The sequence below is a fragment of the Allobosea sp. 05T433 genome, from assembly GCF_056396065.1.
In genome coordinates, this window is the sequence record NZ_JBFTKS010000006.1 from 1 (window position 1) to 12,423 (window position 12,423).

At 60.9% G+C, this 12,423-nt stretch carries 10 protein-coding genes; 8 read left to right on the forward strand and 2 right to left on the reverse strand.

Annotated features, from left to right (window positions below; all coding sequences use genetic code 11):
• Window positions 1-663: 663 nt before the first annotated feature.
• The 3 genes from tnpA to tnpC all read left to right on the forward strand — a co-directional run bounded on the left by tnpA (window position 664) and on the right by tnpC (window position 3,128).
• The gene (tnpA, locus tag AC1DGP_RS09735) at window positions 664-1,143 is read left to right on the forward strand and encodes an IS66-like element accessory protein TnpA (RefSeq protein WP_441509181.1); all 480 of its coding nucleotides are present in this window, start codon (window positions 664-666) and stop codon (window positions 1,141-1,143) included.
• Window positions 1,140-1,487, forward strand: a complete 348-nt coding sequence (gene tnpB / locus AC1DGP_RS09740; RefSeq protein ID WP_441509182.1) for an IS66 family insertion sequence element accessory protein TnpB — start codon at window positions 1,140-1,142, stop codon at window positions 1,485-1,487. The genes tnpA and tnpB overlap by 4 nt, the downstream gene beginning before the upstream one ends.
• A 63-nt stretch (window positions 1,488-1,550) precedes the next feature.
• Complete coding sequence (gene tnpC, locus AC1DGP_RS09745; protein WP_476832058.1) at window positions 1,551-3,128, forward strand: IS66 family transposase; 1,578 nt, start codon at window positions 1,551-1,553, stop codon at window positions 3,126-3,128.
• A 569-nt stretch (window positions 3,129-3,697) separates the two neighbouring features.
• On the opposite strand, the gene AC1DGP_RS09750 is transcribed toward tnpC, so the two are convergent.
• Both AC1DGP_RS09750 and AC1DGP_RS09755 read right to left on the reverse strand, forming a co-directional pair.
• The gene (locus AC1DGP_RS09750) at window positions 3,698-5,008 is read right to left on the reverse strand and encodes a tyrosine-type recombinase/integrase (protein WP_476832059.1); all 1,311 of its coding nucleotides are present in this window, start codon (window positions 5,006-5,008) and stop codon (window positions 3,698-3,700) included.
• A gap of 171 nt (window positions 5,009-5,179) precedes the next feature.
• Entirely contained in the window at window positions 5,180-5,461 is a 282-nt protein-coding gene (locus AC1DGP_RS09755; RefSeq protein ID WP_441504512.1) for a hypothetical protein, read from the reverse strand.
• A 513-nt stretch (window positions 5,462-5,974) separates the two neighbouring features.
• On the opposite strand from AC1DGP_RS09755, the gene AC1DGP_RS09760 reads away from it, so the two are divergent.
• The 5 genes from AC1DGP_RS09760 (at window position 5,975) to AC1DGP_RS09780 (ending at window position 12,069) form a co-directional block, all read left to right on the forward strand.
• Complete coding sequence (locus tag AC1DGP_RS09760; RefSeq protein WP_476832060.1) at window positions 5,975-6,997, forward strand: helix-turn-helix domain-containing protein; 1,023 nt, start codon at window positions 5,975-5,977, stop codon at window positions 6,995-6,997.
• A 370-nt stretch (window positions 6,998-7,367) separates the two neighbouring features.
• Complete coding sequence (locus tag AC1DGP_RS09765; RefSeq protein ID WP_441504513.1) at window positions 7,368-7,742, forward strand: pyridoxal-phosphate dependent enzyme; 375 nt, start codon at window positions 7,368-7,370, stop codon at window positions 7,740-7,742.
• 530 nt (window positions 7,743-8,272) lie between these two features.
• On the forward strand, window positions 8,273-10,657 hold the full coding sequence (locus AC1DGP_RS09770) for an arylsulfatase (RefSeq protein ID WP_441504458.1): 2,385 nt from the start codon (window positions 8,273-8,275) through the stop codon (window positions 10,655-10,657).
• A 139-nt stretch (window positions 10,658-10,796) separates the two neighbouring features.
• Entirely contained in the window at window positions 10,797-11,144 is a 348-nt protein-coding gene (locus AC1DGP_RS09775) for an HdeA/HdeB family chaperone (protein WP_441504459.1), read from the forward strand.
• Between the two features lie 109 nt (window positions 11,145-11,253).
• On the forward strand, window positions 11,254-12,069 hold the full coding sequence (locus tag AC1DGP_RS09780; RefSeq protein WP_476832061.1) for an acid phosphatase: 816 nt from the start codon (window positions 11,254-11,256) through the stop codon (window positions 12,067-12,069).
• The last annotated feature ends 354 nt before the right edge of the window (window positions 12,070-12,423 follow it).

The following is a 12,423-nucleotide window of genomic DNA, read 5'->3' on the forward strand; positions in this document are numbered from 1 at the left end:
GAGCTTCTCTTCCGGCGTCCACCGCCGCCGCGATCCCGTCGTGATCACTTCAAGCCGAGAGAGCTTCGGCATAGGCGTATGACTATCCATACGCCTATTTCTTCACTCAGCACGCGCCACCGCAAGGCGGCCCACGCCGAAGGGCTACGATGCAGCGACGCCTGCGGGGATTGAAACATTGACCTGAAGGGCGATTTATTTCCGGCCTGCGGAGCAGGACTCGGCTTCTCAGCGCAACGCGCTGGTCCGCCGCCAGCGCAGCCAGCAGTGCTGCTGGCGGGCTAGAGACTCCGGGATCGGTCGTTGAAGCGCCCATTGTGCGCCGCTCGGTTCCGGCCCGTGATTCATTGTGCGGATCGGAAGGCAGTATCTGGAGTATACCTCAACTCAACAATTCATTCGATCCACCTAATGGCCATGCGGGAGGCGTGCCGATAGACACCCGTCCGTTCGTTATATCCAAGTTGAGCGAGCAATCGCTTGAGAGCGTCAGCGTGTCCGTGAGTGTCACCGATTACGTCGTAACCGTAAATCACAAACGCCTCCTTCCAAATGTATTTGAAAACTATCGAATTCGAATAACTCGGTAAGCGCGGTCTGACGGCCGCCTTGCGCGAAGAGTCCTGATCGCGCTGTTTCGATGTCTCCTGAACGGAGACGGGCATGGCCGACGAGATCGACGGAGATGCGAGGGGTCCTACGACCGATCGTAGGAGTGGTCACAGCGGCCGCGTGCAGGTGATCGCGCGGATGTCGAGCCGGCGGTCGTGGTCGACGGACGAGAAGCTGGCGATCCTCGAGGAGGCGTTCGGCGCGGGCGGATCGGTGTCGCGGACGGCTGATCATCACGCGATCGGCACGGGCCAGATTTACACGTGGCGCCGCTTGGCTCTGGACGGTTCCCTGGGCGCGCCAAGGCCAGCCGCGCCGACGTTTGCTCGGGTCGAGATTACCGACGCTCCGCCACAGGGATCGGCGGTGGCGCGTCGGGAGCCTGGACGATGCGAGATGTCGTTGCCGGCGTCGAAGCCAACGCCGACACTGATCGAGATCGAGCTTCCCTCCGGCGTCAGGGTTCGGGTTGATGGCGGCGTCGACGGGAAGGCGTTGAAGCGAGTGCTCGCCGCGCTCGGCGCGCGATGATCCCGCTCTCCGTCAACGGCCGGGTCTATCTCGCCTGCGGCGCGACGGACATGCGTCGCGGCTTCGACGGCCTGGCGGTGATGATCCAGGAGGTGCTGGCGCAGGATCCTCATTCGGGCGCGCTGTTCGCCTTCAGGGGAAAGCGCGGCGACCTGGTCAAGCTTTTGTGGTGGGATGGTCAGGGCCTTTGCCTGTTCGCAAAGCGGCTTGAGAAGGGACGCTTCGTGTGGCCGGCTGCGGCGACGGGGACGGTGTCGCTGACAGCGGCGCAGTTGGCGATGCTAATGGAGGGCATTGACTGGCGCGCTCCGATCAGGAGCTGGCGGCCAGGATTGGCTGGATAGGTAACGCATTGAATCAGAACGTTTTTACTGTCGTTCAGAGGCGTTTTGTGCTATCCATCCCTGGTGTCGAGCAGCACCGCATCGCTTCCTGATGACGTCGAATCCCTGCGCCGCCTCGTCGTCGCGCAGCGTGAGGAACTCGACCGCGAGCGGGTCGCCCGAGCCGTCGTGGAAAGCGCGCTGCTCGGCCGCGATCTGCTGATCGAGAAGCTCAAGGTTCCGATCGCCCGGCTCAAGCGGATGCATTTTGGCCGGTCCTCGGAAAAGCTGGCAACCGAGATCGCCCAGCTCGAACTGGCGCTGGAGGAACTGGAGACGGCGGAGGCGGAACTGCCGCGGCGCAGCCCGTCCATCGCGCCCGCGCGAAAGGCGCCGGATCGAGCCTTGCCGTCGCATCTGCCGCGCGAGGAGATCGTGCACCTGCCCGGCAGCGGTGACTGCGTCTGCCCGGCCTGCGGCGGGGCGCTGCGCCGTCTCGGCCAGGATGCCGACGAGGTGCTCGACATTGAGCCGGTCGCCTTCAGGGTGGTGCGCCATGTCCGGCCGAAGTTCTCCTGCCGCGCCTGCGAGGCGATCGTGCAGGCGCCGGCTCCGGAGAAGGCCATCGCACGCGGCAAGGCAAGCTTCCGCATGATCGCGCACGTTCTCGTCTCGAAGTTCGACCACCATCTTCCCTTGTATCGCCAGGCCGAGATCATGGCGGCGCAGGGCATCGACATCGATCGCTCGACCTTGGCCGGCTGGACGGGCCAAGGCGCAGCCCTGCTCGATCCGATCGTGGCGCGCATCAGGGAAACGGTTCTGGCCGCGACAAAACTCCACACCGACGACACGCCGGTGCCGATGCTCGATCCCGGCAGCGGCAAGACGAAGACGGCACGGCTCTGGGTTCATGCGATCGACGATCGTCCGCATGGCGGGCCGACCATGCCCGCCGTCTGGTTCGCGTTCACGACGGATCGGCGCGCCGAACATCCACAGACCCTGTTGAAGGACTTCCGGGGCCATCTCCAGGCGGACGCCTATGCCGGCTACGACGAGCTCTATCGCAGCGGCCGCGCCGTCGAGGTCGCATGCTGGGGGCATGCCCGCCGCAAGATCTTCGATCTGCACCAGACCCAGGCGACGCCCGCCACAACCGAACTCCTGGAGCGGATCGGCGGCCTCTTCATGGTCGAAAAGACTGTACGCGGCCAGCCGCCCGATATCCGACATGCAGCGCGCCAGGGGCAGTCGCGGCCTCAACTCGAGGAGCTGAAGGCGCGCATGGAAGCGATCCGCGCCAAGCTCTCGGCGAAAAGCGCGCTTGCCGTGGCGATCACCTACGCTCTCAGACGATGGCCGGCGCTCACCCGCTATCTCGACCATGGCCATCTGGAGATCGACAACCTGATCGCCGAACGCGCGCTGCGAGGCGTCGCAATCGGGCGCCGCAACTGGCTCTTCGCCGGATCAAAAGCCGGGGGCGAGCGGGCCGCCGCCATCTACTCGATCATCGAGACCTGCAAGATGAACGGCGTCGAGCCCTTCGCCTACATCGCAGACGTCACCCGCAAGATCGCTGAAGGCTGGCCCAATAGCCGCATCGGCGAGCTCATGCCGTGGCAATGGACGGCGGAAACCAAGCAGATCGCCGCCTGACGCAGCGCGGTCCGCAGACCACGCTTACATAACTCGTAATAATGCAATATTTCGTAGTGCCCGTCCTGCTCGGCGCGGGCCAGCACAGCGCCCAGGAGCGTCAGCGTCTTGTTGATCGTCGTCGCCGAGCGGCGCTCATAGGCGCTGAGGTCACGAGCTATGAGCTGCTTGATCGGCAGCTTCTGGAGCTTGGCGGGAAGCCCCTTCGGCATCTGCGCCATGGCATCCGAAACTGCCACCCGTGGGCCTTGCCGATGTCCTGGATCGGCATGTCCCCATGCAACTCGACCAAGCACCGAACCGCCGTCTCCGCCTCGGTGGCAGTGTTCTCAGCCGTCTTCTAGCGCGCTTGACGCCTCGACACATGACGACCGAATCCAGATCGGTCCAGATCAAAGCACGGCTTTTGTTGGGGTAATTTTTGGGGTATATCCGCCAATGTTTCGCTAAAACTGAATAAAATCAGTAACTTAGCGAAAAGCCTTGGTGGAGCTGAGGACTCCTCAAGACTCTTGGTGTTGGCTTGATTCAGCGGGCAAAAATTATGGGAGCGTGGACGGGATAAGGCTCTATTTGGCGGATTTCTTCACTTTGGAGATTTCGACGATGTCGGCGCCGGTCAGTGGAACGATTGCCTTGGCTGCCAACTCATCCATTGCGTCAACGATATATGCCGAATAATGCCGCTCGATCATGGCTGACGATGTGTCATGAAGCGCCGCAACTAGGCGCACAGGTAAGCCGGCGCCCAATCCCCGAACAATCGAGGAATGACGGAGCGCATACGGCACGATATCGGTCGGCAGTTCGGCTATTGCGATGATCGCCCGCCATGGCCGCGTTAGCTCGGATGCAGAGGACCACGCCTCGCGACTTACCGTAGTCCACACGGTTGGTTTGAGTTGCTTCCGGCGCGGTCTAATCAAGAGCGTATCGGTGCCTTTCCGGCCCGCCATGAGCGGTCGCAGAGCCAACAAGACGTCCTCACCAACTCGTACAGCGATCTTGCTTATGCGTTTCGTGCCGCGCCCCTTTTTTGAGGCAGGGACCATGACGCGTTTCTGCGCTACCTGCACGTCGGCAACCGTCATCCGCTTCAACTGACTAAAGCGGGCGCCTGTGGCAGCCAACAATATGACCATCCGCGCGAGGTCGCCCTCCCACTCGCCGTCATTATCGACGTTAACTGCTGCCGCCACGATGCGACGAACATCCGTATCGGCGAGTACCTGAGCCTCGCGAGCCTGCGGCGCTTCCGCCTGATCTGTCGCGAAACCATGCTTGATCGTCACCTCAATATCCGCCGGCAGCCTATTGCGGTGAACGCGGGCTGCCCGATTCAATGCGGCCTTGAAATCCCCTGCAAGCCGAACGCGGGTCGCGGATGCAAGCTTTTTGGGGAGACCGCTTCGCCATTCTGCTAGCCGTTCAGTCGTGAGCCTGCCTACGGCCTGTTCCGCAAGCCGCTGGTCACTCAACACGTATCGGTGAAGGCGGGACCGTGCATCACGCTTCTTCCCGGTCTCGCGACCGGGCGAGGGGGTCTCTCGGACCTCCCGTTCCGCGACATACTCGTCGATAGCCATCTGGACGGTAAGGAGGGGGCCTGTCGCTCTTAGGGCTTCGTCGGCGCGGCGTTCCGTGACATGGCGACGTGCGGCGGATTCAGCTTGTGCGAAGGTGAGGGTGGTGTCGCCGTTTGCGTCGATAGCGTCGTCGGCTGTCGCTAGTGGCCCCTGCTTATAGCCTTTGCCGACGCGCCAGCGGACCAACCACTTTCCAGTTCGAAGCGATTTTCGGTATCCAAGCTGGGTGTCGGCATCGATAGAGCGCCAATATATTCCCGGGCTTAGCTTTGCTCTCGCATTGCGTGTCGACATTGGAACTTCAACTACAACCCGGCCCATGGCGTTCAGAATCTCGTCTAATATCCGTCAAATATACGCCGATGGACGTCGATGGTACGTTATGGATACGATTCAATTAAGTCAAAGACTTAGGAAAGTTCTGCGGACGCCGATGGACAGGTGATTTGCTCTCTTGTTTCACTCTCACGGCGAAAACAGGGGTTCGAGTCCCCTAGGGAGCGCCATTGCGGCCAAATGAGCCTGTTTTATAGGGCTTATTTCCTTCATTTGTCCCACTTCCGGTCTCGGTGGGACGATTGTCGAGTCAGCCAGAAGCTTCTTCATCGCTGAATCCGCCATCTGCGGCTTGCGTGCTTCGCGGGTGTATCGCTCCGCCTCCTCAAGCGTCCGATGCCCCGTAATGGACATGAGTTTGTGGGCAGTGGCCCGGCTTTCTGCCAGCCGTGCGGAGATGGCCTTGCGCAATCCGTGGGGTGCGACTGTGGGTTTTCACCGGACATTCGTGGACTAAGAACGCTGAGCGCTGTACCCATCTGTGACGTCGACATTGCGCGCCTGGACAGTGGTGAGATCATCTTCGCTGAACTACGCAGCCGCAACGGATCTCGTTTCTGGATCGTTCCCAAGTAAGATTCGTAGCGCGGCGCGTGCGCGTGAAGCCTGATGCAGCGTGACGATCAGCATCGTTTGGCATCGCTGGTGATCTTGCTGCCGTTGTCACGGACGATCATCTTCCACCCGCCGCGCTCGACGATCACGCGGTCGCGTTTGCGGGTGACCGGGAACTCACTTTACGGTGGTGCGCAATTCGGCATCCTTCCTCGGAGAGCTGTCTGCTGAAAATCTCTTCTATCCCAAGGCGTTAGTATCCTATAAATTCGATCAGAGCGTTGCTTTACTGGCGTTATTAACGTAAGGGTACAGGAAGGTCTGATAGTTATTTCCTAGAATAATTTGTTAATGATGGACGGAAATTGGATGAATGTTGTCCATGCATCATTCTCTACGGAAGAACTTTCTCCGAATAAGCAGTTCGACGCTTGGCGCGGATGGTTCGGAACTGTTTTCAATGCGGTCATTGACGAGCCCGAAGCAGGATTTGTGGCTACCTGTGAAACCTGGAACTTCGGCGGGTTTGGCTTAAGCCGGGTTCAAGCTCCCAGGTTGCAAGCCATTAGAAGCGCCGGCCTTATTCGCCAAAATCCGATCGACCATTGGAACATCGCGGTCGGCAGAAAGCGAACAGCGGGAGAGGTGGGCGGTCATCGTGCTATCGATGTTCCTGCCGGAGTACCTTACGTTTCCTCGCTGGGGCGGACGCTCACGAGCGCCAGAGACGATGATGAGCGGGTTCAGCTTTATCTCCCACGAGATAGCTTTCCGGAGCTCGCGGCCGTCCTGGACGGGATGGATGGAAGAGCGATTCCAGGAGCGATGGGCCAACTACTAGGGGACTTCCTGGTGTTGTTGGCGAGGAATGCACCGGCTTGTTCCGGAGCGAAAGCGCCGGCTCTACAATCCGCAGCCCGGGGGATGGTGCTTGCCTGTATTGCTCCGTCAAAAGACAGTGCTGCCCAGGCGGCCACCCCGATCGCAGTTGTGCGTAAGGATGGCGTTCGAAAAATAATCGATCAAAATCTACATAGGCTCGCTTTTGGTCCTGACTTCCTGTGCCGAGAAGCAGGTATGTCGCGTTCTCAGCTTTATCGCCTGTTGGAAGCCGAAGGCGGGGTAAAGAACTATATCCAGCGGCGGCGTCTCAAGAAATGTTATTCCGAGCTATCAAGGGGCACCAATCTCCGCCCGATCGCAGCTATTGGCGAGGAAATGGGGTTTGCAGACCCCTCAGGTTTCACCCGAGCGTTCAAAAAGGAGTTCGGGATGAGCCCGTCAGAGGTTCGAGCCACCCAATTTATGCATTCAATGAGCAGTCCTAACCCGCAGGGTTTGCCAAGGCAGAGAATAAACGGTCTTCGCGACATTCTGGAAAAAATGGCGTGACCGTCCTCTGCATCCCCGAACCACCGATCGCCGGCTGGGGCGGAAAGCGCATCGGATCGCTGCCACGCGAAGCCGATTCCTTCCAGCGGATCGCGGCGCGCGAATTCAGCGCAGGTGCGTGCCGGCCCGATCGTCGATAGAATGACGGCGTAGGAGCGCGACGCAGCGGTCCAAGTCCCAGAGCCGAAGCGCAGCGGCGGCATGTCGAGGGGATCGACTTCCTTGATGGGCTCCAGGTCGCGCTGGCGTTCGGCGCGGTGCACGGCCATTACAGACTTGGCCAGGCCAATTACGTTCTCCAGATGACTTGCCGCGGCGGTCTTGCTTGTTCCGCCTGCGCCGAGTCCGAAGGGACCCCAGGCGGTGAATCATCGCTGGAGCCGCGACCGTTGCAACAGAAGCGATGGAGCAGGCATCTGTTCTCGGCGCGGTTCCCGACTTGTTTATCGCTACCGCATCGGGCGGAGGCCTATCGGCGGGCTGTGCGCTCGCGATCGCTGGTAGCGGTTCCACCATGCTTGCGGTCGAACCATTCGGCTTTGACGACCTCGCGCGAAGCCTTTCTGCTGGACGTCGGGTGGCCATAGAGAGCCACGCGACATCGATATGCGATGCTCTGCTTGCCCCTATGACAGGCGCGTTGCCCTTCGACATTCATATGCGATCGGGAACCAAAGTGGCCGTGTCGCAGACAATCACGCCCGCGCCGCAGTATCCGCATTGTATGCGGAGTTCGGCTTGGTGACTGAGCCCGGCGGAGCGCTATCGGTAGCTGCCTTGCTTGCCGAACCAATTCTGCTGCAAGGCCGCACTTCAATTGCAGTCGTCAGTGGTCGGAATTTGGATAAGGAGCAATTCATCAGCATGATTTCCGAGGCATGACGGTCGCCCCGGCTTGATTCAGCGCTGAGTTCGTTTCCAGCGATCTTGGAGCCGTTTCCCACGGAACAAGCGCCGGCGATCACCGAATCGTTGCTTTTTGCAAGGCCGAATCCCGAGGGGATTCGTGATCGGCGATGACGGACCATTGCCGGTTGCGACTGGCGCGAAATGGCAAGACGGGCAGGCTGCCCATGCCCGAAATGCTCGCAACGGAATTCGCCTGCTGATCGCAGACCGATCCGGCCTTCCTCGCCGATCGCAAGGCCGCGAAAGCGGAGGTGAATGCAGTGAACGCGACGCGGGCAAGCGCGATGCCAGATTGCGCTGCCGAGGCGATCGATATGTCGACAAGCCATGTCGGGTTCAGATGTGTCGTTCGGAACGGAGAATTGAATGAAACGGCCTCTTAGTCACCAATTCAGAGCGCGCTGGTTGGGCGTAAGCACGACGCTCCTGATGTTGGGATCGCCCGTGGCAGCCCAGGACTCGCTGCCGTTTCCGCCAACGCCCTCCGGGAGCAAAGCCGGACCGACGATCGCGGAGTCGACCTACAGCCCCCTACCGGTGAAGTCGCATCTCCCTGCCAATGCGCCGAACATCGTCGTGATCATGCTCGACGACGTCGGCCCGGCGCTTCCGAGCACCTTCGGCGGCGTGATCGATACACGCACGTTGAGCCGGGTTTCCGGAGACGGGATCACCTATAACCGCTTCCACAATGCCGCGATGTGCTCACCCACCCGAGCGGCGCTGCTGACCGGGCGCAACCACCATCGCGTCGGCTACGGCCAGATCGCCGAACTGGCGAATGACTGGGATGGCTATTCAGGCCGGATCCCGCGCACATCTGCGACCGCAGCGAAGGTCCTTGGCTATTATGGCTACGCGACGAGTGCCTTCGGAAAATGGCACAATACGCCCGCCAACGAGACCACGGCCGTCGGCCCCTATACGAACTGGCCGGCGGGGCAGGGGATCGGCTTCGACTACTTCTACGGGTTCCTTGCCGGAGAATCCTCGCAATGGGAGCCTGCGGTCGTCGAAAACACGGTCCGGGTGAATCCATCCGAAGGGAAGAAGGAATATCACTTCACCGAAGACATGACCGATAAGGCTGTCTCATGGATGAAGCAGGTCCACGCGCTGACGCCGGATCGACCGTTCTTCATGTATTGGGCCCCCGGCGCCTCCCACGGTCCGCATCACATCTTCAAGGAATGGGCGGACAAATATAAGGGCAAGTTCGACGAAGGCTGGGACGTCATGCGCGAGCGCGTCTTCGCCCGCCAGAAAGAACTCGGCTGGATCCCGAAAGACACCGAGCTGACGCCGCGGCCGAAGACCCTTGCCGCATGGGCCGATATTCCCGAGGACGAAAAGCCATTCCAGCGTCGGCTGATGGAGGTGTTCGCCGGATACACCGAACACGCCGATGCACAGGCTGGCCGGTTGATCGATGCCCTGGACGAGCTCGGCATCCGCGACAACACGCTGGTCTTCTACATCTGGGGCGACAACGGTTCTAGTGCGGAAGGCCAGAACGGCACGATCAGCGAACTCCTGGCGCAGAATGGCATTCCTTCCGAGATCAAGGACCATATCCGCACCATGAACGAGCTCGGCGGCCTGGATGTGCTCGGGTCGCCCAAGGTCGACAACATGTACCATGCCGGCTGGGCCTGGGCCGGCTCCACGCCGCACCGGTCGACAAAGCTGATCGCCGCACATTTTGGCGGAACGCGCACGCCGCTCGCGGTGTCCTGGCCGAGCCGGATCAAGGCGGACAAGGCGCCGCGTCCGCAGTTCCATCACGTCAACGATATCGTGCCGACGATCTACGACATCCTGCAGATCACGCCGCCGAAGCTCGTCGACGGCATCAGCCAGGACCAGCTCGACGGCACCAGCATGACCTATTCCTTCGCGTCCCCGACGGCGCCGGACCGCAAGAAGGAGCAGTATTTCGAGGTCATGGGCAGCCGCTCCTACTACAAGGACGGATGGATCGCTTCGGCCTTCGGACCCAGAGTGCCCTGGCAGACAGGCGTCGATCCTTCGATCATGACATGGTCGCCGAAGGACGATGTCTGGGAGCTCTACGATCTCAAGAAGGATTTCTCGCAGGCGAAGGACGTCGCCGCCGCCAATCCCGGCAAGCTCGAGGAGCTGAAAAAGGCTTTCGAGGTAAGCGCGAAAGACAACAAGGTCGATCCGGTCGGCGGCGGGCTATGGTCGGCGATCTTCCACCCGGAAGACGCACCGTCCAATCCCGCCAAGACCTTCAACTACACGCAGGAGGTCGTCGGCGTTCCCGAGTTCACGGCGCCGCGGCTCGGATCACGCGGCAACCTCGTCACCATCGATGCGGATCTGCAGCCCGACTCGAAGGGCGTGCTCTACGCGCTCGGCGCCATCTCGGGTGGTGTCGCCCTGTGGGTCGAGAACGGGAAGCTCAACTACGAGTACAATCTGTTCGAGATCGAGCGGACGCAGCTGGAAACGTCCGCCCCGCTCCCGACCGGAAAGGTCAAGATCGAAGTCGAAACACGCAAGGCCAGCGGCGTCCGCCCCGCGCCTCTCGACATCATCATCCGGGTGGACGGCAAGGAGGTCAGCAAGGGGCGTGTTCCACGCTCGGCAGCGTTGACCTTCACGGCCAATGACGCCTTCGACGTCGGCCGGGACAGCTATTCCCCCGTCTCGCTCGCGTATTTCGACCGCAAGCCCTTCGCCTTCAACGGCAAGATCCGGCATCTGAAGGTCGACTATCTCGACTGAGCGCCGACCAGCCGGAGGCGGCGAGCACGATTTTCGCCGCCTCCCGTCAAATTTCGATGACGCGGAAACTCCACTCTTCAGAGCCGGGCGGAGGCACATTCTGGCCGAAGCCGCTGCTGACTCACGAACGGGAAATTCGATGATGAAACCACTCGCCTTTGTTCTTGCCGTTACGCTTTCGGCGGCGCTGGTCCCGGCCCAGGCCCAGACGGAATTGAGCGCCTATGCCGACAAGAATGGGTACGTCAATGTCCAGAAACTGACCTGCGGGCAACTCGCCGGGACGTTCCAGGAAGATGCGAACTTTCTCGGGGTCTGGTACAGCGGCTGGTATAACGGCCTCGGAAAGAAATCGTCCGTCAATTTGCCCAGGGTCAAAGAAGGGATCCATGAGCTGATCGTCTATTGCAAGGCGAACCAAGGATCGACGATCATCAATGCCATCGATGTACTTTTGAAGGCTGAAAAAGCGCGCCGCGCCCAATGACGTGGCGGTCCCTACCTGGCCGGCCCGGGCAGGGACCGTCTTCGTGAACAGCCGCGCGAGCGGTCGCGCATCAAAATTGGTCTCTTTCACGGAATTTCGAATGAATAGGATGATGCGTTTTGCTGCGGCGTCGTGCCTGGCACTTTTGGCTGCGGGCGCGGCTCTGGCACAGACAACACCGGATGTCCCTTCCTTGCAGGCACCCGATCTTCACCTGGATCTCCTGCCCGCCTATTTGAAGACAAACGATTTGCCCGACAGCCTGAAGCTGCTTCCGCCGCCGCCGGCCGAAGGATCAGCCTCGCTTGCGCGGGATGAGGACGCCAGGCGGGCAACGGTTCCCTTGCGAGGGACGGCGCGTTGGGACCTGGCCAAACGTGATGCCGATCTGAACTTTCCGCAGCCGGCCAAGAATTTTTCTTGCGCCATGGGGTTTTCGATCAACGCGGAAAACACGCCCCAACTCTATACGTTGATGCGGAGGATGTTCCTGGATGTGGGGCTCTCCACCTACGGCATGAAGAACAAATTTCACCGCACTCGTCCTTTCGTGGCCCATTCCGAAACCACGTGCACGCCTGCCGACGAAAGTGTTCTGCGGACCGATGGATCCTATCCGTCAGGCCATTCGGCAGTCGGGTGGGGTTGGGCACTTGCATTGGCGGAAATCAATCCGGAACGTTCGAACGAACTCCTGGCCCGTGGCCTGGCATTTGGACGGAGCCGGGTCATCTGCAACGCGCATTGGCAAAGCGATATTGAGGCGGGCCGGACCATGGCCGCAGCGACCTTCGCCCGACTGCACGCTGATGGCTCGTTTGTGGCCGACATGAAGGCTGCGCGCGAAGAGGTTTTAAAGATGCGTCAAGCCAATAAGCCCGCTAGCGGCTGCGATGCGGAAGCCGCAGCGTTCTCTGCGCAATAAGACCCCAAGCACCGGCTCGATGCTGCGCGGCCATATTTCGAAATAGATTGGAACCGAATCAAATGCTCGCAAAAATTGTCCTGACCTCCATCAGCGTTACTTTCCTCGTCCTGACATCGTTGGGGGCGCAGGCGATGCCGATGTCATCCGCTCTCTCGCAAGCGAAGGCATACGGCGTCACAAAGGTCGCGGGCGGATGCGCTGTCGGCTTCTATCGCGGGCCGCTCGGCGGCTGCGTTCGGGCTGGGGGGGGCGTCGTCGTTGCGCCGCGCCCCGTGGTTGTCGCTCCTCGCCCGGTCGTCGTTGCTCCCCCGCCCGTTGTGGTCGCTCCTCGCACGATCGTTCGCCCGCGCC